Origin of the sequence: Aeromonas sp. 84A, assembly GCF_051919345.1 — a bacterium.
Classification (GTDB): domain Bacteria; phylum Pseudomonadota; class Gammaproteobacteria; order Enterobacterales; family Aeromonadaceae; genus Aeromonas; species Aeromonas veronii.
The window spans coordinates 1,552,566-1,575,609 of record NZ_JBQBEW010000001.1 but is presented as its reverse complement, the minus strand read 5'-3'; the positions used below and the strand labels follow the sequence as shown (position 1 = coordinate 1,575,609).

At 52.6% G+C, this 23,044-nt stretch carries 18 protein-coding genes and 1 pseudogene; 8 read left to right on the top strand and 11 right to left on the bottom strand.

What is annotated here, in order from left to right; translation table 11 throughout:
• Nucleotides 1-42 precede the first annotated feature (42 nt).
• The 4 genes from ACTG20_RS07345 to ACTG20_RS07330 form a co-directional block, all read right to left on the bottom strand.
• The gene (locus ACTG20_RS07345; protein WP_081326102.1) at nucleotides 43-1,242 is read right to left on the bottom strand and encodes a glycoside hydrolase family 53 protein; all 1,200 of its coding nucleotides are present in this window, start codon (nucleotides 1,240-1,242) and stop codon (nucleotides 43-45) included.
• Nucleotides 1,243-1,264: 22 nt separating this feature from the next.
• Nucleotides 1,265-2,116: a sugar ABC transporter permease gene (locus ACTG20_RS07340; protein WP_068982263.1), complete on the bottom strand. Its 852-nt coding sequence runs from the start codon at nucleotides 2,114-2,116 to the stop codon at nucleotides 1,265-1,267.
• A gap of 12 nt (nucleotides 2,117-2,128) precedes the next feature.
• Nucleotides 2,129-3,433: a carbohydrate ABC transporter permease gene (locus ACTG20_RS07335; protein ID WP_068982262.1), complete on the bottom strand. Its 1,305-nt coding sequence runs from the start codon at nucleotides 3,431-3,433 to the stop codon at nucleotides 2,129-2,131.
• Nucleotides 3,434-3,511: 78 nt separating this feature from the next.
• On the bottom strand, nucleotides 3,512-4,741 hold the full coding sequence (locus ACTG20_RS07330) for an extracellular solute-binding protein (protein WP_068982261.1): 1,230 nt from the start codon (nucleotides 4,739-4,741) through the stop codon (nucleotides 3,512-3,514).
• Between the two features lie 559 nt (nucleotides 4,742-5,300).
• Here ACTG20_RS07330 and ACTG20_RS07325 point away from each other — a divergent pair.
• The 4 genes from ACTG20_RS07325 (at nucleotide 5,301) to ACTG20_RS07310 (ending at nucleotide 10,296) form a co-directional block, all read left to right on the top strand.
• On the top strand, nucleotides 5,301-6,383 hold the full coding sequence (locus ACTG20_RS07325) for an ABC transporter ATP-binding protein (RefSeq protein ID WP_068982260.1): 1,083 nt from the start codon (nucleotides 5,301-5,303) through the stop codon (nucleotides 6,381-6,383).
• Between the two features lie 297 nt (nucleotides 6,384-6,680).
• Nucleotides 6,681-8,723 carry a methyl-accepting chemotaxis protein gene (locus ACTG20_RS07320; protein ID WP_068982259.1) on the top strand — a complete coding sequence of 681 codons (2,043 nt, stop codon included), beginning with the start codon at nucleotides 6,681-6,683 and terminating at the stop codon, nucleotides 8,721-8,723.
• Between the two features lie 25 nt (nucleotides 8,724-8,748).
• Nucleotides 8,749-9,168: a hypothetical protein gene (locus ACTG20_RS07315; RefSeq protein WP_068982258.1), complete on the top strand. Its 420-nt coding sequence runs from the start codon at nucleotides 8,749-8,751 to the stop codon at nucleotides 9,166-9,168.
• 123 nt (nucleotides 9,169-9,291) lie between these two features.
• Nucleotides 9,292-10,296, top strand: a complete 1,005-nt coding sequence (locus ACTG20_RS07310) for a glycoside hydrolase family 53 protein (protein WP_068982257.1) — start codon at nucleotides 9,292-9,294, stop codon at nucleotides 10,294-10,296.
• A 365-nt stretch (nucleotides 10,297-10,661) separates the two neighbouring features.
• Here ACTG20_RS07310 and ACTG20_RS07305 read toward each other — a convergent pair whose 3' ends face one another.
• Together ACTG20_RS07305 and galR are read right to left on the bottom strand one after the other, a co-directional pair.
• A complete protein-coding gene (locus ACTG20_RS07305; protein WP_081326103.1) occupies nucleotides 10,662-11,948 on the bottom strand; it encodes a maltoporin in 1,287 nt (428 codons plus the stop codon).
• Nucleotides 11,949-12,415: 467 nt separating this feature from the next.
• Complete coding sequence (gene galR / locus ACTG20_RS07300; RefSeq protein WP_068982255.1) at nucleotides 12,416-13,417, bottom strand: HTH-type transcriptional regulator GalR; 1,002 nt, start codon at nucleotides 13,415-13,417, stop codon at nucleotides 12,416-12,418.
• A 312-nt stretch (nucleotides 13,418-13,729) separates the two neighbouring features.
• Here galR and galE point away from each other — a divergent pair, with 312 nt between their 5' ends.
• The 3 genes from galE to galK are packed head-to-tail and all read left to right on the top strand — an operon-like array spanning nucleotide 13,730 to nucleotide 16,983.
• Nucleotides 13,730-14,749: a UDP-glucose 4-epimerase GalE gene (gene galE / locus ACTG20_RS07295; protein ID WP_206424613.1), complete on the top strand. Its 1,020-nt coding sequence runs from the start codon at nucleotides 13,730-13,732 to the stop codon at nucleotides 14,747-14,749.
• A 26-nt stretch (nucleotides 14,750-14,775) separates the two neighbouring features.
• Nucleotides 14,776-15,816 carry a galactose-1-phosphate uridylyltransferase gene (gene galT / locus ACTG20_RS07290; RefSeq protein ID WP_068982253.1) on the top strand — a complete coding sequence of 347 codons (1,041 nt, stop codon included), beginning with the start codon at nucleotides 14,776-14,778 and terminating at the stop codon, nucleotides 15,814-15,816.
• A gap of 9 nt (nucleotides 15,817-15,825) precedes the next feature.
• Nucleotides 15,826-16,983: a galactokinase gene (gene galK / locus ACTG20_RS07285; RefSeq protein ID WP_068982252.1), complete on the top strand. Its 1,158-nt coding sequence runs from the start codon at nucleotides 15,826-15,828 to the stop codon at nucleotides 16,981-16,983.
• 307 nt (nucleotides 16,984-17,290) lie between these two features.
• Here the strand turns inward: galK and ACTG20_RS07280 are convergent.
• The 4 genes and pseudogenes from ACTG20_RS07280 to ACTG20_RS07265 form a co-directional block, all read right to left on the bottom strand.
• Nucleotides 17,291-17,535 (bottom strand): annotated as a pseudogene (locus ACTG20_RS07280) (transposase); the annotation flags it as partial.
• Nucleotides 17,536-17,595: 60 nt separating this feature from the next.
• A complete protein-coding gene (locus ACTG20_RS07275; RefSeq protein ID WP_224969626.1) occupies nucleotides 17,596-18,114 on the bottom strand; it encodes a Fic family protein in 519 nt (172 codons plus the stop codon).
• Between the two features lie 123 nt (nucleotides 18,115-18,237).
• Complete coding sequence (locus tag ACTG20_RS07270; RefSeq protein ID WP_162516195.1) at nucleotides 18,238-18,906, bottom strand: YagK/YfjJ domain-containing protein; 669 nt, start codon at nucleotides 18,904-18,906, stop codon at nucleotides 18,238-18,240.
• A 374-nt stretch (nucleotides 18,907-19,280) separates the two neighbouring features.
• Nucleotides 19,281-19,457, bottom strand: coding sequence for a helix-turn-helix transcriptional regulator (locus tag ACTG20_RS07265; RefSeq protein ID WP_068982116.1), 177 nt, complete (start codon nucleotides 19,455-19,457; stop codon nucleotides 19,281-19,283).
• An 806-nt stretch (nucleotides 19,458-20,263) separates the two neighbouring features.
• Here ACTG20_RS07265 and ACTG20_RS07260 point away from each other — a divergent pair.
• Nucleotides 20,264-21,238 (top strand): hypothetical protein, encoded by a 975-nt coding sequence (locus tag ACTG20_RS07260; protein WP_139118884.1) that lies wholly within the window; start codon nucleotides 20,264-20,266, stop codon nucleotides 21,236-21,238.
• Nucleotides 21,239-21,589: 351 nt separating this feature from the next.
• Here ACTG20_RS07260 and ACTG20_RS07255 read toward each other — a convergent pair whose 3' ends face one another.
• Entirely contained in the window at nucleotides 21,590-22,864 is a 1,275-nt protein-coding gene (locus tag ACTG20_RS07255; RefSeq protein ID WP_068982117.1) for a tyrosine-type recombinase/integrase, read from the bottom strand.
• Nucleotides 22,865-23,044: the final 180 nt, after the last annotated feature.

Sequence of the window (23,044 nt, the reverse complement as noted above, 5' to 3'; positions counted from 1 at the left end):
GGGCGCCGGCCATGGCCGGCCGCCCTATCGGTTGAAACCGGGTCAGTTGAATACTTTGATCGAGGGAAGCACATGGCCGGAGCAGTCAAACAGCGCCTGGTTCTCCCGGGCATTGCCCTCTTTCCAGTCGTCGTTGTTGTACTTCATACCGGCCTTGGTTGCCCAGGTCGCGCCCTGCGTCGGCAGCCAGGCAGGCTCCCAGTAGAAGACGCCCTTGCCACGCCCATCCGGTACCGCCACCACGCTTTTGATAAGATCGCGAAGGAAATCGGCCTGCCCCTGTACACTGGCCGGGTAACCACCGTCGCTCGCCTCTTTGGCGGTGAAGTTATTCTCGGCGTTGTCGCAGTTGTCCGTGGTGTAGCCGTAGGCGGCCTCGACCACGATCACATCCTTGCCATAGCGCTTACTGATGTCATCCATGTTGGCTTTGAGGGCGCTGATGGGACCATTCCAGTAGGTGTAGAAGGAGAGCCCGATGATATCGAAAGGCACCTCGCGCTTGGCAATCTCGTCAAACCACCAGACGAAGGTGTCATTCTTAGTACCCTCAGCCAGGTGCAACATCACCTTGATATCCTTGCCGTGCTCTTTCACCGCACGCACGCCGGCCTTGAGCAGAGTCGCCAGGCGATCAAACTCGCCACCGTTCTGGCCCCAGCTCTTGCCCTCTGGCCACAGCATGCCGCCGTTGATCTCGTTGCCGACCTGCACCATGTCAGGCACCACGCCAGCCTTGGCCAGGGCATCCATGCTCTCCTTGGTGTGGGCATAGACCGCATCCGCCAACTGCTCGACCGACATATCACGCCACGCCTTGGGCTTGTTCTGACGACCCGGATCGGTCCAGAAGTCGCTGTAGTGGAAATCGAGCAGGAACTTCATGCCGTGCGCCTTGGCACGTTTGGCAAGTTCTATCGTTGCAGCCAGATCGTTGTTGCCGCCGCCGTAAGGCTTACCGTCTGCATCCTTGGGATCCACCCACAGGCGCAGGCGAATGTAGTTAAAACCGTTCTCCTTGAGGATGGCCATGGCGTCCTGTTGCTTGCCGCTGGCATCGAAGAACTTGCCGCCAAACTTCTCCACCTCGGCCAGCATGGATACATCGGCCCCCTTGATGAAGGCTTGCGGTACCGCCACTGGTTGCACCACTGCACTCTCGGCGGCCATGACTTGGGTCTGCATGCCCAACATGCCGGTGGCGAGCAGCGCCGCCATCACCAGCGTCTTCTTGATTTTCATGTCGAACGTCCTGTTTAACGAATTAACCCTTGGTCCCACCTGCGGTAAGACCGGAAACGAAGTACTTCTGCAAGGAGAGGTACAAGATGGCCACCGGTACCGCGATGAGCACAGCCCCCGCCGCGTAGGTGGTGTAGCTGGCTCCCATCTTCTGGGCGACCAGGTTGTAAAGACCTATAGGCAGAGTGAATTGATCCGGGGTACGCAATATGGTGCTGGCCAGGATGAAATCACCGAGCGGACCAGTGAAGGAGAACAGTGCTACCACCGCGATGATGGGCTTGGAGAGCGGCATGATGATCTCGATGAAGATGCGGAAGTTGCCAGCCCCATCCATGCGCGCCGACTCGTCGAGATCCTTGGGGATGGCGTCGAGGTAACCCTTCATCAAATAGGTGTTCATCGGGATCATGCCACCCACGTAGACCAGCACCAATGCCAGGTGGCTGTTGACCAGGCCGAGCATCTGGGCCAGCACGAAGATGGCGATGAGGGCCGAGAATTGGGGCACCATCTGCAGCAGCAGGAACAGCATCAGGCCGTTTTGCCGCCCGCGGAAACGAAAGCGCGAGAAGGCATAGGCGGTGAAACTGACACTGATGAGGGTCAGCACCATGGTCAGGAAGCTGATCTTCATCGAGTTCCAGTACCAGGCGGCATAGTCGATGCGTCCATCAAACAGCTCCTGGTAGTGAATAAAGGAGAAGTTTTCCGGGATGATCGAGGTGTTGAGCAGACTGCTGCCCGGGTTGAGGGATGCCCCTACCGTCCAGATGAGGGGGTAGATGATGACCACCGCAACCATAGCCAGCAGCAAATAGCTTAGGGTCAGGCGGATGGCATTACTCTTTTTCAGACTGTGTTTGGCACTCATGGCTGGCTCTCCTTACACCATGTCGTCTTGCTTGAACGAATTGGTCGCACGGAACTGCCACAGGGCAATGCCGACCACGAAGATGGAGAGCAGAATGGTGATGCTCGCCGCAATCGCATACTGGGATGACGACATGGTCAGCTTGTAGATCCAGGAGACCAGGATGTCGGTGCCGCCAGCATTGGAACCGGCCACCGCAGGTCCCCCGTTGTTGAACAGGTAAATAATGTTGAAGTTGTTGAAGTTGAAGGTGTACTGGGTGATGAGGATCGGAGCGATCGAATACAGCACCAGGGGCAGCGTAATGGTGGTCAGCTTGTGCCATGTGCTGGCACCGTCGATGGTGGCCGCCTCGTAGAGATCATCCGGGATAGCCTGCAACACCCCAGTGGTCATGGCGAAGACGAACGGGAAGCCAAGCCAGGTCTGCATCAGGATGAGGGCCGTCTTGGTCCAGAAGGGATCTGTCATCCATGCCTTGGGGTCAATACCCAGAGAAGCCAGAATACCGTTATTGATGACGCCAAAGGTTTCGTTGAACATGCCGGCGAACACCAGAATGGTGACAAAACCGGGCACGGCCCACGGCAGGATAAGGATGGTGCGGATGAGCGGCTTGAAGCGCAGATCCTTCTGATTGACCAGGATCGCCAGCAGCACCCCGACAGAGCATTGCAATGTGGTGGCGATCAGTGTCCAAATCACGGTCCACTGCAGCACGTCAAGCAAGGTCGATCGCCACAGATCGAGCTTGAAAATGTTGATGAAGTTCTTCATCCCCACCCAGTCCACCAACTTGGCCGGCGGGGTGTGGTAGAGATCGTAGTTGGTGAAGGCGATGGAGAAGCCGAAGATGATGGGAAACACCACCACGAACACCAGCAGGATGAAGCCCGGGGTGATCATCAGGTACGGGAATCCTTCGCTCAGCAGCAACTGGTATTGCTTGCGCACACTTGTCAGGGCCACGCCACGATCGCGGCGATCACCGTTGATATAGGCGTCGCGGATACTCCAGTAGTAGAAAGCACAACCAAAGATGGCCACCAGTACGCTGATGACCCCCTTGGCCAGGAGGAAGACGGAGTTGTCCCGCGGCAACTCGGTGCCGAGGGTGAACAGGCCCCAGAAGCCCTGGGACAGGAAGTCATGGAATACGCCGAAGAAGCAAACCATGACGATGAAAAACAGGGTGCCCTTGACCCACTGCCGGTTATACCACTGTCCGAGTCCCGGTATCAGCGAGAGCAGCGCGGCAACCTTGGCATGATGGGTTCTTGTACCGATCTGGGTGAACGATTCGGAATCGACAACCACAATTTACCTCCTTTCCATTAAGAGCCCGGGCGACCACTGATGCCGCCCGGCCCGAATCGAGCCGGAGCTCGACTGTTGTTATTGCTGTGCGTGATTGACTTCGATCTGCATGTTGATGTTCTTGACCGCGCCGTCCAGAGCCGCCTTGACATCCTGCTTGCCGGTCACACCGAGCTGCAGTGCACTGTTGGCCGGGGTCCACACCTCCTGCATCTCGGGCACACTTGGCATCGGGATGGCGAAGCCAGCCTGAATGGCTACGGCCCGGGATTTCTCGTCGTCCTTGATGAGCGGATCGTCGATCAACGCCTTGAGCGGCGGGATCTCACCGGTCTTCTGGAAGCGGACCTTGGCGTACTCAGGCTGATTGATGAACTCGATAAACTGCTGTGCCAGCTCTTTCTGCTTGGAATAGGTTGAAATGCTGTACCCCTTCACGCCGAGGAAGGAACGCATGTGTTCGCCATTGGGCAGTGTCGGCAGCGGGGCGACGCCATAATTCACACCGGCATCCTTGTAAGGTTGGAACGACCAAGGTCCTGTGATAACAGCCGCCGCCTTCTTCTCGGTAAACAGAGAGTCGATGGCGTTTGCACCGGTCTCACCGACAATGCCAGCAGGGAAAAGCCCTTCGGTATAGAAGCGCTTAAGGAAGGTGACCCCGTCGACTGCCCCCTGGTTAGCCAGGCCAACATCCTTGACGTTGAGTGAACCGTTGGGGTTCTGGCCGAAGATGTAGCCCCCCATGGCTGCCACTACGCCGTAGGAGTAATAGATCTCGTCAAACTTGGCGAGTAGGCCGTATTTGTTCTCTGCGCGCAGGGTCTGGGAAGCCTTGATCAGCTCGTCGAAGCTTTCCGGTGCCTTGGGCAGCAGATCCTTGTTGTAGACCATGACGATGGTCTCGACTGCCTTGGGCAGGCCATAGAGCTTGCCTTCATAGGTCTGGGCGTCTACAGCAGGCTTGGTGAAACCTGCCAGATAGTCGGCACTTGGCTTGATTTCGCTGATCAACCCCTGTACCACGGCGGTGCCAACCTGATCATGGGGCAGTACCAGCACATCCGGACCGATACCGGCCGGTCCATCCAGGCGCAGTTTCTCTATTTGCTGGGCATAGGGCGTTTCGAGGATTTTCACCTTGACGTTGTGCTTGGCTTCAAATGCCTTGACCGCTTCTTCGATGCCATTGGATTTCTTGATGTCTTCCCACACCAGCAGCTCGCCATCGGCGGCACGGGCAACCTGCCCCAGCCCCATCACGCCCAAAGACAACAGCATTGAAACGGTCAATTTATTGATTTTCATATGATTTCCTTGTCCCTAACTCAGGTGAAAACAGGCCTTAGCCGAGCATCTAGGTGAGGTGAATGTTACAATTTCATCAAGCCAGTGTAACTTGTGGCATTTTTTACCGGTTATTGTGTAATTAAGAATTTATCTTGATTACATACCGGTTAAGTCGGAAATCGCAGTCGCACACACCAACTTAACTAAGATCATGATAAATAAATGCTTTAACCCTATACATCAGATCCGGATCAATTCGCTCTATCTCTTGATTCTTGCTTGGCACGCCTTCCAGGTGTGCACTTAAACAGAAAAAAGGTAACGATTACACCGAATGACTCTACGGTAAGCTGTGCTTGCCCTGCCTGCTAGTAGCACATATCAAGGCTGTGATCTCATGCACAAAAGAAACAGCATTTTGTGCAACCGCTTACAACTGACTGATATAGTCCCCTTAAAGCCACAGAGTGAAACGGTGTGAAACCCCTTCTCCCTCCCAGGGCAAAAAAGCCGCAGCAGGGGCTGACTACTTCGAGACTCTGCAGCTAATGCATTTACTATCAAGGAGTTAAAGCTCATGGCGAGTATCAGATTGAACAATGTGGTCAAGCGTTTTGGCAGCAACGTGACCTTGCATAACGTCAACCTGGATGTAGAAGACGGTGAGTTCACCGTCTTCGTCGGTCCTTCCGGTTGTGGCAAATCCACCCTACTGCGGATGATCGCAGGCCTGGAAGAGATATCGGACGGCCACATTGCCATTGATGAACAAGTGGTCAACGATGTGGCCCCAGCTCATCGCGGGGTGGCAATGGTGTTCCAGTCTTATGCGCTTTATCCCCACATGACGGTGGCGGAGAACATGGGCTATGGCCTGCGGGTCAATGGGGTGCCAAAAGAGGAAATTGCCCACCAGGTCAGCATGGTGGCCAAGACTCTGCAGCTTTCTCATCTGCTCGACCGTAAACCCAAGCAGCTTTCCGGCGGCCAGCGCCAGCGGGTTGCCATCGGCCGTGCCATTGTGCGCAACCCCAAAGTGTTCCTGTTTGACGAGCCACTCTCCAACCTCGATGCCGAGCTGCGTGTCGAGATGCGCCTGCACATCGCCAAGCTGCATCAGGAACTCAAGACCACCATGATCTACGTGACCCACGACCAGGTGGAGGCCATGACCCTGGCCGACAAGATAGTGGTGATGAACTATGGCAAGGTGGAACAGGTCGGCTCGCCAATGGAGCTCTACTACAAGCCCTGCAACCGTTTCGTGGCCGGTTTCATCGGCTCACCCAAGATGAACTTCCTGCCAGCCAGCGTTCTGGCCTGGAGCCCGGAGCAGATCCGGGTCAGGGTAGCCGGCCAGCAGGAGCTCACCCTGCCCATCCTCACCGAGCGACTCGAGCCGGGCAGCGAGATCTCCCTTGGCCTGCGTCCCGAGCATGTGGTGCCGGGCGCAGAGGGGATCCACCTCGCCTTTACCTGCGAGGTAGTGGAGCGTCTTGGCAACAGCACCTATCTGTTCGGCCAGTGCTGCGGCACCGACGGCTTCAAGCTGCTGCTGGCAGGGGATGGGGAGTTTCATCCGTACCAGAAGATGGATGTTTTCTTTGCCCCGCAAAATTGCCTTGTTTTCAATGCCGAAGGGCTCAGGATCAGCCGCTAAATAGGGCTACTGCATGCCCCGATCCACTTTACCCCCGCCCAGTCGGGGGCTTTTTTTATTCCCGGGCGCAGGACACAAAATGAGAGCGGGCTCGCAACCCAGGACAAATCCCGTACAAGGGTACCGAGAAAGAGTGTAAAAGATTCACATAATAGTGAAAAAGTTACACAGAAATCAGATTCAGGTGCCCTGTCTTATCAAAGCCTTATTTTTCACTAAAGTAAGACACTGATAATAGATGACTTATCACTTCTGCCATCAGGCCGGGTTGGCTCAATACCACATGTAATCGATACCATGAAATTACGTACCCGTCACCTTTCCATCATCCAGCGCCTGGCGCTGGGCTTTGCCGTCATCCTGTTGCTACTGCTGCTCTCCGTAGCCCTCTCCCTCTACGCCGGCCAGCGGCTGGCCGACCAGGTAGGGACACTTGCCAGCCATACTGCTCCAACCCTGGTACAAAGCCGCGCCGTGACTCGCGATCTGTTCACGCTTGACCGCCATCTGGGCAACGCATTACTGCAGACCAGAGATGAGGATCTGGATGCAGCACGTCAGCAGATGCAGCAATGGCAAGCACACTTCGAGCAGGACCTAAACATCCTGGCTAGGCAGATAGCAGGGGAACCAAAGCAGAGTAAGCGCGTCGATAGCCTGCGCGAGCAACAGGCCGCCTACTGGCAACTGGCCCAACAACTGGTCGATGACTATGCCCACAACCGCCTCGAACAGAGCAAGCTGGCTGCCGACACCCGCCTCGGCAGCACGGCGCGCCAATTTGCCAGTGCCCTCGATGTACTGCTTGCCCCTCTGGGTAGCCATCCTGCCGCATTGCTCAAGAATCGTCTGCTGGCGAACCTGGAACAGCAAGTCAGTGCTACTCAGGAGATCCTCAAGCAGCAAGACCCGGCTCCTATTGCGGCACGCTTAGCCATCAATGAACGGGCCAATAAGCAGATGACAGATCTGCGCAAGGAGCTGGAGCGCCAGCTTGCAGGCCAAGAAGATGCTTTCGGCGCAACCCTAAGCCTGGAACGTAGCACAGGGGCACGGCTCGATACCCTCGCAACCCTGCTAAGTGGTCCAGACAGCTTGCTGGCCCGCCACCTGTCACTGGTCGAGCAAAGCATCATGCTTCGCAACCAAAGCGCACAAGCCAGCCGTTTCATCGACAGTCTGCTAGGCGAGCTGAGCGAACTTGACGGAGCAATCGACGAGCAGCTTCACCAGAGCACCGCCGGCAGCGGCGCCATTCTGCTCTGGCTACGCCTCGGGCTGTGCGCCGGCCTGCTGCTCTCTCTCGGTCTCGGCGCCCTGGTGCTGTGGCACCTGGTGCACGCCATCCGCCAGCCGCTGCACCATATCCTCACCACCCTCAAGGCACTGAGCCAGGGAGACATGCGCAAACGCGTACCGCTGCTGCGCCACGACGAGTTTGGCCAGCTTGCCATCGGCATCAATGCCCTGGCCGACGAGATGAGCGGCATGCTCGGTCAGATAGTTCATGCGGCCGACGCGCTCGGCCGCATGGCCGGCCAGAACCAGCAAGCCCAGCATCACGCACAGCTTGCCATCGGCGAACAGCGCAACGAGACCACAGGGGTCTGTAGCGCCATGGAGGAGATGGACTACTCGGTTCGCGAGGTTGCCGGGAGTATTGGCCAGACCGAGCAGACACTCGGCAACATAGCTGCGGCAGCCCACGCCGCCAGCCTGCGTGGGGCTGCGACCGGCAAACGGCTGCAGCAACTGGCTGACGAGTTGGCGCAATCACGCCGCAGTGTGGAGCAGGTGCAGACATTGAGCGTCAACATCGGTGAAATCCTTGCCCTGATCGGGCGCATCACGGAACAAACCAATCTGCTGGCCCTCAACGCCGCCATCGAGGCGGCCCGCGCCGGCGAACAGGGGCGTGGCTTTGCCGTGGTGGCCGACGAGGTGCGTCAGCTGGCACACCACACCGCAGACTCCACCACTCGTATCCAGGGGATCATCGACGATCTGCAGCAGAGCACCCGCGGCGCGGTCGCCACCATGCTGCGCTGCCACGACGCGATGGCCCAGAGCCGCACCGATAGCGATGCAGGTTGCGCCACCCTGGCAGAACTATCCAAGGCGCTGCAGCAAGTGGCCGAACAGAGCAGCCGTATCGCCAGCGCGACCCTGCAGCAACAGCAGACCAGTGCTGAGATCGCCCGCAACATTACCAACATCGCCCGGATTGCCGACGACAACCAGGGCGCCCTGGCCAGGGTGGCACAGACCAGCGACCAGTTACAGCAGCTCTCGCAGCAGCAACTGTCGCTGACCCGCCGCTTCACCCTGCAGAGTGCCTGACCACACACCACAAAGAGGACCTCCCATGTTCAAGAAGACACTGTTGCTGACTACCCTGATTGCCTGCCTCCAGCCCGCGCTGGCCAATGAGGAGGATCCCCTGGCACGCCCGCTATTCCTGCGTGGCGAGATGAACAACTGGGAGGCACCGGCAGACCAGCAACTGGTGACCCAGCAAGGAGACTTGCTGTCGGTACAGGTGGCGTTGCAGGCCAGTCACGGCGCCTACAAGTTCAAGATTGCCGACGAGAAGTGGAAGGCCGACACCAGCTATGGCCAGTTCGACCCCGCCGTCAAGGTCGAGGCGGACAAACCGGTGGTAGTCAAGGCCGGCTGGCAGTGGAGCGACATGAAGTTCACCCCGCCCCACGACGGCCAGTATCGCATCACACTGGATCGCCGCGATCCCCAACACATCCAGGTCACCGTCTCCCCCGCCGGGTGATCCCAGGGCCGCCGCAAGGCGGCCCCAGCCTCCGCCGGGATGGCGTCACACGGCGACGCCATCCCGGCGCGGGACTGCATCCCTGTCGCCACCCTACACACATCCAGACAGGAGATAACAACAATGAAGAGACATCTACTTACCACCATGCTGCTTGGCAGCGCCCTGCTGTTTCATGGCCAGGGAGAGGCCATGGTCAAGGGGGCTGACGTCAGCTGGCTGACCCAGATGGAGAACACCGGATACAAGTTCTATAACGACGCCGGCCAGCAGCAGGATCTGTTAAAAACCCTGAAAGAGCACGGTATGAACACCATCCGGCTCAGGGTATGGGTCAATCCTGCTGATGGCTGGAACAACATCAGTGACGTCATCGCCAAGGCCAAGCGGGCCAAGGCGGCCGGTTTCGATCTGCTGATTGACTTCCACTACAGCGACAGTTGGGCCGACCCTGGCAAGCAGACCAAGCCGGCGGCCTGGCAGAGCTACACCTTTGATCAGCTGATGTCGAACGTATGGTGGCACACCTACAACTCCCTGGTAGCCCTGAAAAACGCAGGCATCACCCCCAAGTGGGTACAGGTGGGCAACGAGACCAACAATGGCATGCTCTGGGAAGAGGGGCGCGCCTCGGTCAACATGAAGAACTTTGCCTGGCTCATCAACAGCGGTTATGACGCCGTCAAGGCGGTCAACAGTAGCACCAAGGTCATCGTCCACCTGGCCAACTGCGAGAACAACAGCCTCTATCGTTGGATGTTTGATGGCCTAAAGAACAACGGTGCCAAGTGGGATGTCATTGGTGCCTCCATCTACCCAACCCAGAGTGGCAACGGCGACTGGTTCACCCTCAACAACCTCTGCTACGACAACCTCTCCGATATGGTGACCCGCTATGGCAAGGAGGTGATGATTGTCGAGGTGGGCATGCCATGGGATGACCCGAAAAACAGTTACGACACCATTGCTGATCTACTCAATAAGATGACGTGGATCCCCGATAGCAAAGGGCTCGGAGTGCTCTACTGGGAACCACAAAGCTACAAGAACTGGCAGGGTTACAGCCTGGGGCTGATGGACAACAGCGGCAAACCCACCTATGCGCTGGATGCCTTCCTGTTGCAGTAAATATATAACGTTGCACAGAGGCGCAGTAGGTAGTGCGCCTTTTCATTCTGCCACCTGGACATGACTTCGCCCGTCTCTTCGCCCTTTATCACCAACGCATATCATCCCGCCACTTGCCTGCGCGTAATGACTCTGGATGCGGGTGGCAGCTCCACTAAGCAGAGTCGCTCGGGGCCCTCCGGTACCATCACCGAAAACATGACCACCCTCTCCCCGAGGCAAACAGACTCACCGACTGCAGCCTCCGTAGCCGGGACTCGCAACATCGGGCTCCCTAAGACGACGTCAGCACGACAAGGCGAGTCCTCAATGCAAAATAAAAAAGGGAGCCCAAGCGGGCTCCCTGTGGTGTAACGAGTCGGGTTTTACCACCAGGCTTCGGCCTGCACGCCGAAGTTCCAGGTATTATCATCCTCACCGCCGTTGAAGGATTTGCCTTCGCCATCTTTCAGATAGCTGGCAAAAACACGGATCTCCGGGCGGGCAAACATGCTGGGACCAGCTGACCAAGCTTGAGCCAAGGTATATTTTTGACCACTCGATTTCTCTTCAGAGCCGCTTGTCCAGGTCTTGGTGCTCTCATAAGTACCGGCTTCAACCAGCGTCTTCATGATGTCAGTCCACGCATAACCGCCTCGCGCGACAGCGCTGAACAGTTCGGTGTTGTCATGCCATGCTTCAAGTTTCTCACCCTTACCGTAAGTGAATACATGGTTCACACTGAATTTCTCTCCCATGGGAATGTCACCAGTCAGAATCACCCGGTATCCCTTGGCATCATCGGTCAGATGCCAAACATCATACCAACCGCCCCCTTGGGAGATCATGTTCTGGGCCAGCCCTTTGTCAGCATATTGCAGCACCAACTTCTCGTAGATGCGGCTATCGGCAAAATATTGACTCATTTCTGCGGTCAGCATGACACCATTTTTGGGATCATAGAGATTACCGGCCTTCTCCTGCTCATCGGTCGGATTGGGCATGGCATAGCTGACACCCGCTTCAGTCCAGGCCCCTTCCCAGGGAGCCCAGCCGGCATAGCGCAGGTCCAGGAAGTTAACGTTGAGGTCATTGTTAACAATCGAGTTATCGATATCGTTACCATCAGACCGGATCCACGCCAGTGAGAAGGCGCCTGGACCTGCCTTGAGGTTTTCAACACCGGCACCGGCTCCCGAGATATTCCAGTATTTGGTATCGATGATGTGAAGGTCGTGACGCTGATAGAAGCGCTTGCCAGCCCAAACCACGGCATCGGGCGCAGCGGAAATCAGCCCCTTGGCCTTAACATTGAATTGGCGCAGGGCAAATGTTGCATCATCCTTGCACTCCTTTTGATCGAAGTTACACACAGTGGTGGTACTTTCATAGTCATTGGAGCCATCGCTCTGCATGCTGAACATGCTGTCTACATAGAAAGTCTTGCCATCCTTGTTGTAAACCTCCTGACCAATACCAATTTCGGTATAGGTATCGCTTTCGTTACCCAGACGACCGACAAAGTTCTGTCGACCGGTTTGCATATCACCGTCTTGGGACACACCTACGCCAGAGCGGAAATAGCCTGTAAAATCAACAGCATTAGCATTCAATGCAGTCATTGACAGAGCGAGGGCAACGGATGTCGTCAGTAGTTTCACTTTCATAGTTATTCCTTTATTCCACTGTTGCATTGTTATCTTGATGAACCGCTTACCAATCCATAGGGAAAGCGCTTTCACTGTCCGGTGGGGATTATAGGAATAACTGTGCCATCACTGACATGACGAAACTCACAAAACTGTAATTATTACATAAATATTGCTATAAAAACACTTGATAAATACATCACTAGCAACCCAAGCAATTGAAATTAAAGGGGCATTTGATAATGAATTGTGTGTTATCGATTACACTCATGATGGTAATGTCTACACCTGAGATAACCATGGCTCGACCAGACTCATCGCAGCAGACATGACCTCCTCGTGCAGGGCATAGGAAGGCACCGTGAGACCTTCCCGACCCCACAGGGGTGAGCGACAAAAGAGAGAGGAAGAAGATGAGGCACTAAAAAGGCAAGGCCCCTGACGGGTAACCTTGCCTGATGGCCGATGAATTCAGGTTGCCAGAATGTCGATCAATCGATACTGCGGACTGAATGACGGCGAACCAGAGTCGGGCTGAACATATGTGTCGTCTGGGGCAAGGGCCCACCTTTTGCCAGAGCAATGGCCAGCTCGGCGGCCTGGGTCGCCATGGCGATGATGGGATAACGCACCGTAGTCAGACGAGGGCGCAAGTAGCGGGATATCAGTACATCATCAAACCCCACCAGAGATAGCTCCTGGGGAACCTCGATCCCGTTGTCGCTAAGCACGGACAAAGCTCCTGCCGCCATCGAATCGTTATAGCAGACGACCGCCGTCATCTGTTGCCCTCGGCTCAACAACTCAGTCATCGCGGCTTCACCTCCCAGCTCATCCGGACTGCCACGGGAGATCAGGCGCTCATCGACCGGGATATTGTGCTCTTGCAGCGCATCCAGATACCCCTGCAGGCGATCCTGAGAGTCAGAAATCTGATGATTTGAACACAGAAACCCTATCTTCTTGTGCCCTTCCTGGATCAGGTGACGAGTTGCAAGCCAGGAACCATAGCGATCGTCCAGCGCCACACAACGGGACTCGAACCCTGGAACGATACGGTTGATTATCACCATGCCGGGAACATAGCTCATCATCTGGATCAGCTCTTCATCTGGCAGCATTTTGGCATGAACCACCAAACCAGAGCAGCGATGCCCTATCAACTGCTCTATTACGTGCTTCTCTTTGGCTGCGTCGTGGTAGCCATTTCCGATGAGCAGAAAATTCCCCGTAGCCTGCGCCACCTGCTCGACTGCTTTAACCATGGTGCCAAAGAAGGGGTCAGACACATCAGCAACAATCAACCCCAGCGTTTCGTTGTTCTGATGGGCCAAGGCTCTCGCATTCGCGTTGGGGTGGTAGTTGAGTTCATGCATCGCCTTGAAGACGGCATCGCGTGACGCCTGACTTGCCTTTGGCGAATTATTGATGACACGTGAGACTGTGGCGACGGATACGCCTGACAGGATTGCTACATCTTTGATGGTTGCCATGAATTAGCTTTTCCGGTGAACGGTATAAATAAAAACCTGTGCTTTACAGGGTAAGGATACTACCGATATTTCCAATGCCTGACACGGCTTTCATACCAAAAGCGGGAGCATTCTATCAATACGAGCGCCTCGCCGTGTAATCATCTTACATACACTATTCTTCATTATCATGCTAATCGCGGATAAAAACGTGACAAAAGTCACACAAAACAGAGGTGCATCTTCCCGGCCTGCTTTCACAAGCGCAGAATAAGGGTAAGCGGTTACACTAAATAAAGCCTAATTAAAACGAGCACCAAGGAGAGATTCATGTTGAAGATACTCGTCACAGGTGGAACTGGTTACATAGGTAGTCATACCTGCTTGCAGCTTATCGCTGCCGGGATGACCCCCATCTTGTTGGACAATTTGGTTAACAGTAAAGAAAGTGTACTAGAACGTATCCACACCCTCAGCGGGCAGCGTCCCCTGCACTATCACGGTGATGTGCGGGATGCCGACCTGCTGGATCGTGTGTTTGCAGACCAACCGATAGATGCAGTGATCCACTTCGCAGGCCTCAAGGCCGTAGGAGAATCGGTAGAAAAGCCTCTCGAGTACTATGACAACAATGTCAGCGGCACCCTGGTGTTGCTGCAGTCAATGCGACGCGCCGGGGTCAAGACCTTACTATTCAGCTCATCTGCCACCGTTTATGGTGAGCCAGAGAGCATGCCCATCACCGAGGAAACGCCAACCTTGAGCGCCACCAACCCTTACGGTCAGAGCAAGCTGATGGTGGAGCGTCTCATCAAAGACTTTGCACGATCAGCTCCCGATTGGTCATTGACCCTGTTGCGCTATTTCAATCCGGTGGGAGCCCATCCCAGCGGTCTAATGGGCGAAGATCCCCAGGGCATTCCTAATAACCTGATGCCTTATATTGCCCAGGTGGCAGTGGGCCGCCGTGCCAAACTCGCCATCTTTGGTGATGACTACCCGACACCGGATGGTACCGGTGTGCGGGATTACATTCATGTCATGGATCTAGCCGATGGCCATGTTGCAGCCTTGAAACATACTCTTGGGCAAGCTGGCGTCCATGTGTACAACCTGGGCACTGGGCATGGCTACAGCGTCCTAGACATTCATGCCGCCTTCTCCAAGGCCTGTGGTCGCGAGCTGCCTTATGAGATCGTGCCCCGCCGTGCCGGGGACATAGCGCAGTGTTGGGCCGCTCCAACACGGGCTTACAACGAGCTGGGGTGGAAGGCTAATCGCACGCTTGATGAGATGGCGGCCGATACTTGGCGCTGGCAATCCCAAAATCCGAACGGTTACCCCCTTCCATGAATGTACAGAACGAGACAGGCCTTCCTATGCAATTTGAACCAACCGATCACCCCCACCGTCGTTACAACCCATTGATCCAGCAGTGGGTTCTAGTTTCTCCCCACAGGGCGAAGCGCCCTTGGCAGGGGCAGCAGGATGAACCTGATCGCACCCAGCGATCCATTCACGATCCGGATTGCTTCCTCTGCGCCGGCAACACTCGCGTCACTGGTGACAAAAATCCGGATTATCCGTCGACCTTCGTTTTTACCAACGACTTTGCGGCACTGATGGTTGATACACCTATGGCCCCAACCAGCGAGGACCCCCTCTTCCAGCTAGAGAGTGCACGCGGCACCAGCAGGGTAATCTGCTTCTCACCGGATCACAGCAAGACCTTGCCCGAGTTGTCTATCCCCTCCCTCACTGCCGTGGTCAACACCTGGTGTGAACAAACTGCAGAGCTGGGGCGCGAATACCGCTGGATCCAAGTATTCGAAAACAAGGGCACCATGATGGGGTGCTCCAATCCCCATCCCCATGGGCAGATATGGGCCAACGACTTCTTGCCCAACGAAGCCGCGCGGGAAGATGTCGCCCAACGGGAGTATTTTGCCAAACATGGTCGAGCCATGTTGCTCGATTATGCGGAACGCGAGCAGGCTGACGGCAGCCGCACCGTAGTGGAAACGGAACACTGGCTGGCAGTAGTGCCTTATTGGGCTGCCTGGCCCTTCGAAACCCTGTTGCTTCCAAAGTTTGCGGTAACACGTCTACCGACACTGACACCGCAACAGCGTGCAGACCTCGCACTGGCGCTCAAAAAACTAACCAGCCGCTATGACAACCTGTTTCAGTGCTCCTTCCCCTATTCGATGGGATGGCATGGTGCGCCATTCAATGGCGAAGAGAATGATCACTGGCAGTTGCATGCCCACTTCTACCCGCCCCTGCTGCGCTCTGCGAGCGTACGCAAGTTTATGGTGGGCTATGAAATGCTGGCAGAAACACAACGTGACCTGACGGCAGAACAGGCGGCCGAACGCCTGCGTTCCGTCAGCGATATCCATTTTCGTGAACAGGTTTGAGGTTGAGATATGAGTATTGAATCGCCACACAGCGTGACTGAACATACCTTTTACACTCAGTATGGTTATCGCCCGACCCTCGCCATTCAGGCACCTGGGCGTGTTAACCTCATTGGGGAACACACGGACTATAACGATGGCTTCGTGCTACCCTGCGCCATCGATTATCAGACCGTGATCAGTGCTGCCCCCCGCCAAGATAGTCTGATCAGGGTTATCGCTGCCGACTATCACAACCAACTGGATGAATTTGACTTACGCCACCCCATAGAGGCGCGCCCGGAATACCTGTGGGCCAACTATGTGCGAGGCGTCGTCAAATATTTGCTATTGCGAGGCTGTCAACTGACAGGGGCAGACCTGGTAATCAGTGGCAATGTACCTCAGGGAGCAGGCCTGAGCTCTTCCGCCTCTCTGGAAGTGGCAGTAGGACAGATCTTCAAAGAGATGAATCACCTCGACATCAGCCAAGCAGATATCGCCCTGAATGGACAACTGGCGGAAAACAGGTTCGTCGGTTGCAACTGCGGCATCATGGATCAGTTCATCTCGGCTCTGGGTCAGCAAGATCATGCTCTGCTGATCGATTGCCGCAGTCTGGATACCTGTCCTGTGAGCATGCCAGCCGACATTGATGTGGTCATCATCAACTCGAACGTACGTCGGGGCCTGGTGGATAGCGAATACAATACCCGCAGGGCACAGTGTGAAGAGGCCGCACGGCATTTTGGGGTCAAGGCACTGCGCGATCTGACGATGACCCAGTTCACCGAGCGAGCCAACGAACTGGATCCTGTCGTCGCGAGCCGTGCACGCCACGTCATCTCCGAGAATGAACGAACGCTGGCAGCAGCCGATGCGCTTGCGAATGAAGACATGGTCATGATGGCCGAATTAATGGCGCTGTCCCATGCCTCGATGCGTGATGATTTTGCCATCACAGTGCCTGCTATCGACGCCTTGGTCGACATGATCAAAGAGATCATCGGCAGTCGTGGTGGTGTGAGGATGACTGGTGGCGGGTTTGGTGGCTGTGTGGTTGCATTGGTTCCACAGTCACTGACAGCAGCAGTGTGCGAACAGGTTAATATTCGTTATCCCCAAGTGAGCGGTCTGGCCCCGAGCATCTATATCTGTAAGCCCTCCGCCGGAGCCGGCCCACTCTGATATGTTCGCTGACACCTCAATATTGTAGTGGTCACGTATTTCCAGACTGGTCATGGTATAGCCGCCCTGCTAGACGGTGAACGCTCGACTTAGTTGAGTTAAACAACGCTCTCTGTGAGCAGCTGTGGTTAACATGTAGATAATACAATTGAACCAAACTTCAGACATGTGTTATCGCAATGAGCCTAACTCAGGGACTGCTTCGGCAGTCCCCTTTTTCTTTGCTGTAAATGTTCGTTTCATTCAACAATCCTCCGCAACTGCATGTTTTCACATGGTCGCCGCACACCCGATTGAATCCCACCTCTTTTAAGATGTTGCGCTCTCCTCGGTTAATTGACGCAGATCGGTTTTCAAGCAGTGTATCTCGGCTTGCAAGGCAGACTCATCGTGTTGCTGCTCTGCAGGCTTGCCGTACTGCTTGAGCTAGGCATACAGAATGTGGCTGGATACCCCAAGGGCTCGTGCAACGTCAGCCACAGGCATCTCACGCTCAGTAACTTGTTTAACAGCTTCGATTTTGAAAGTTTCTGGATAACGCTGACGGACCATGGCACCTCCAATGCTGGCCTCATTTTAAGGCAGTTAGGTCTCTAGGGAACTAGGGGCAATTCACACCGACCAAACCCCTTTATATGGCAGCGGATGAGCCTCGTTCTCAGCCAGCCAAGTCAATAGCGGTCCCATCAGACGAGGGACCTGGTTCGCAGGGGGAGCCATATGCACTAACTGCTCGCCTCGATAGATACCTACGCCACCGCTACGCCAGTGACCCGCATCATCGCAGAGTCCACGCATCAGGAGTCCGTGAGCACCAAGTAAATCTTCCGCTAAAGCAGGATCCCAATCAGGCATTGCTTCATAGGCCGCAAACGCATTACGGACCTCTTGGATTTCCCGTGGAAGCCCAAGCACCGTCTTCCCCTCAATCACTGCCGTCACCTGCTCGACACTCAGGGTATTGTGCTCTATAGCCAAGGAGGCTTGGATAGTGCGGATCCGGTTCTCTCGACGCAGCATCGGCACCTGAGAACTCTGAGCAAACCGCCACTGCCCCACCAACTCGGCGATCTCCGCCACTCGACTCAACATGGCATGGGTCAGGGTGAAGGGAGGGGAATAGGCTGCCATGGGTTACTCCAACTGATGCGATAACAAATGAGGGTTAGCTTAACAGATCCGGGAGCAGAAACTCCCGGATCAGATGCCATCTAAAACTGCAGTAAAAGTCTTTTTATCAACACCAATAAGCCTTCAAAGGTTACTCCCCCCGAAACACTGATATCCCTCTCCACGGCGCTTCGATTCCTTTTTGGCAAGGTAGGCCGCATGGAGCAGCACTTTTTTTATAGCCACAGGATCATCTGAAAAAACTTCGTGCTGTCCCTCCTCTGAAAGTTCAACTAACCCTCGCCTCCTGCAAAAATCAATTGATACATCCGCCTCAAAGACAGCTCGATGCCAAGCCACTCTAAGCTTGTTTGCCAGATTCATATTCTCAGACTTAAATCTCCCCAGAGAGCAATAGGCATCCCCATTTAAGAAAAACATCAAGTGATAGTGAGGAACGACAGCCTCTGCTGTTTGCTCCCTCGCCCAAACATATCTGATTGCTGTTTTGCGAACCCTTTTTCCATTTGTAGCTTGGGACAGCTGATCCAGAACAAACAGTTTTTCAAGCTCCGCAAAGAATGCTTTCAGCACAGCGCCATGATAACGTGAACTACCTTCTGATAGCATCCTGGTAAACAAATTATCAGGGAAGCGAAGGTCAACTCTAAAAGCAAATACCCTAGAGTATTGCGCAAAAGCATGATGCATCACAGCAACAATTTTACTGAGGTTATCCTTATCGAAAGTATATCCATTTTTCTGATAGTGGCGTTCAGCCGCCACTCGATACTCATTAAGAGTGTTAAACATATTAAACTCCATAGATAGAAGGAGGGCCACATTCTGAGAATGTATGCCGACGTTAGAATTAAGGTAGCAGTTTGCAAGTGTGCACTAGCACACTTTCATTGAAGGTTTGAAACGGTGCTATCAACTTAGCGATATAATGGATTATGGATTTCGGTATGTTGATGGTTACGACATCCACATGTTTGTACTGTCGATCTGCATACTGTGTATGCAGTTTTATTCGGTATTTATTTTCACTCCTTATTTATATATTACTATTGCCGACACCAAAGCATTGAATATCAAACCAACCAAATAACTCTGGTCCCTGATAGGACAAGACTTCTAGCCTGAGCAACGAGCTAATTTATTTCAATTACTCGCCAGAAATTACCCTAACGAAGATTTCTTTTCTCTTCAATCCATGACTCTATTTCAGAGCTAACCCAAGCAACAGATCTTGGACCTATCTTCACTGATGCTGGAAATTTCCCGTCATTCATCTGACGGTAAACTGATGCCTTAGAGAGTGATGTCATTGCGATGACATCTTTCAACTTAAGTAGTTTCATGATGAGCTCCTTTGTCGTCCATAGGACGTGGTGCTCGTGTAAAAATATAGCGGAACAGAAAACGTAAACCCCATATCTCTTGATCAAATTCCGTTACCAAAGAGAGAATTTAAAAAGCACAGGTCTACGTCTCATTAGCAAATCTGAGGCACCAACTTGAGGAGCTAAGCTAAATAACTGCTCCTAATAGTGCTACACCTCACTGTTTCATAGCTATTACCAGGGAGAGACGATGCGGTATACATGAAGAGTTTCACTCGAACCAGCAGGCTAGCCATTCCTCTGCATTGGTGATTGCGTGTGATGGTTTCATGTAACTTGTGCTATGTATTCAACGTTAACGCTCCAGATATCATTCCCCAACATTCCCCAACATTCCCCAGCTGAAGGCATCTCTTTATGATCCTCGCAGAGGATCAAGAGCCCAATTATTGGTACAGACATTCGATTACCTAGCGGCTGTATTTTAGCAAGTCCAGTGCGCCTATCATTAACGTCCGGCTCAAATCGTGGGTAACCCTCTACCAGACCACTGCGATGACCAATAGAGTGCCCATCAACTTGTCCGTTGATAGAGATTCCTGCCATACCCCCCCACACAGTGGGCCTTCACTACCTTCAACGAAGCCAGAGAACGTAGGCTCATAGTGGACAAAAGTACATTAACACTGCCCTGTAAAATGGAAAACAAAGCGACACAAAGACATTGCAAACCACTCTAAAATAAGTTAGAAAACAACAATAAAACAACTAAAAACAACAATAAAATCACTTAGTAATGAATTCTATTCGGAACTGATATTGTTATGGCAAAAATATATGATGGTACTGGTTTAGAAATACCGAACACTATCTCTTTATCCAAAAGAGAAAGGGAGTTCGCCCTCAGATTATTAAATAAAGACACATCCTTATCAGTAAGTGATGAGGAGATAATTAGCCACCTATCCAATAACAGCAGCATCCTTATAAAAAGAAATAATTGTGGACTTGGCTCTCCGCTTATAAGTTTTGAGGGGAAAGTTACCCCACGAGAATTAATAATAAGCAGCATTAAATCTGAATGTATAAACGAAACAAATTTCAGCTGGATAGATACAAAAAATGATCGTTTGTGCAATTATGTATGGTCATACATACGCTCTTTAACTACATTCTCTTTTATGTCACCTTCGACTATGGATGTAGGCGTCAGAATAGATGGTGCATTTGAAGTGACTCGCAGTATTCATCCATATAACATCTGGAATATTGACCCTTGCCCAATTAATAACATCAGCAAAAAAAACTGCATAATCTCGTTTTTTGATATACTCAATACGACTAGCGAACAAAAAATAAAAGATATTACTTATTTAAAAACTAAATGGCAAATTGCAAGTCAAAAAGTTGATGTAAAGTTATGGATGGATAAATGTGATGATAAATGGGCATGGAGTTATTTGTTTGAAAATATAAAAACAGGAAGTAATAGACCTCCGATATGGTTCATCAACAGGGATAATTCGTCGACAATCAAAGATTGTATTATTACACTATTTGACCTACTAAATGAAATACCACCAGCCAGAGAACTGATTCTTAGGAAAATGAAATCGGCTTGGTCACAAAAATCTTTTCGAGACAAAAACAATGGGAAAAGAGCGGTTAGTGTTGTCTTGCCAGAAAAGATAATTAGCATGCTAGACGATATTTGCATAAAAACTGACAGAAGAAAAAATGAAGTAATAATTAGACTGATACAAGAAGAATATGAACAAATAAAAAAAGGCGGACACTAGTCCGCCTTTTTAAAATCTATAGACACTAAACTTTACAGCGACCATGAACTCGATATGCATCCTTTTAAGATAAAATGATGAGTTCAATTTACCTTCCACTCTCCAACCTGATAGCTCAGAACAAGGTAGTTATTGAAAACATGATCAAGTAGCAACAGACTGTCATTCAGGTGTACTCAGATCTCTGTCTCATCAGAGGGTTACTCTTAGGGAAAAATCATGTAGATTGAACACATCTAACTCACCTAAATACTTTAACAATAAAAATTCAAACGCCTTAATAAACTCATCACTAAGGATAAGGTTCAAAAATATCAATATGGCATGTAGCAAACGCTTAACTCGCTACTATTAATTACGACCTCGAAAATCAAATGAAATAACGTTAACTGGATTGTATTGCGCTGGTTTTATTAAAGTGCAGACAAAGTCCCCCCACTGCTCAAACAATCTAGTTACCTGTTCAGCCCTTTTACCTGCTTGGTAGGTGGCAACAAGACGATCACGTTTACTATGATTAAGTGCCAGTTCAATAACACTTTCGTTTGCATCTAAATATTCAGCACAACAACTGGCAAAAGTACGGCGTAAATCGTGAACGGTAAATGCCTCACTTTGTGGCATAGTGAGTGCTCTCACTTTATTAAGCACCCAGCGTAAGGCATTTCCATCAATATGGCCCTGTCCCGCATCATGTTCACGAATGGCTTCGAAGACCCAAGAACTACCTCTGCTGATAGCTCTCTGAGAGGCGATCACATCAAAAGCCAATGGATGAAGAGTTATTGTATGCTCTTTGCCATTCTTAGCATTACTGGCTGGAATGACCCACTTATTGCCAATAATCTGATCCCACGTCATGGATGTCGCCTCCCCACGTCGTGCCCCTGTCAACAAGATCAAGCGCAAGCAGTTAACCTGCGCCGGATGATAGCCTCCCTCATTTAACCCAAGCCAAAAGGCTGCAATCTCTTCACGACAAAGCCAGCGTTGACGAGGAGGTGGTGCCTCAGCCCCAATTGTTGATGGCTTAATGGTTCGAGCTGGATTTAGTTCGAGCAATTCAAGGTTTACAGCATGATCTAGCATCTGAGCACAGATAGTCAGTGCCTTTCGTGCAGCCTGTATACTGCGCCCTCGTACCTTAGATAAGTGAGCAAACAACACTGCTCGCGTCACATCCTTCAGTAACAGACTACCAATGGCTTTGCTTATATATAGTCGGTGAGTATGACGGTAGGCTTCAACGGTAGATGCTCGGGCAGGCTTGGCAACTTGCTTCCACTCCAACCACTCTTCAAAAAACGCATCAAATGTCGGCATAGCAGACCGCTTCACTTTGGATGCTTTGGCAACAGCAGCAGGATCTTCTCCTGCCTTAACCAAAGCGACAGCCTTACCGTGCTCAACCCGCGCAGTCGCCAAGCTCATGGCTGGGTAAGAGCCCAATGTGAGTTTTCGGGCCTTATTATTGATACGATAACGGTAAAGCCATGTTTTAGAGCGCCCACCACTGCGAACCTCGATACACAACCCACCACCAGCACCACTAGCAACAGCAACCACCTGCCGTTGGCCATCCTCCGCCTTCAAATTGGCGATTTCCCGATCTGTCTTAAGCGCCACCCTAGCCCCCTTTGTTCAAGCTGTGTACACAATAGCATTTTGAGTACACAACTGCGTACACAAAATACCTGGCTACCAGTGATTCCACCTGAAACGTAGTGAGACAAAAAAACCTTTAATCCTTTGATAACAAAGATCTTAAATTTAAAAATGAGACTTCACGACACCCATGGAGACTCA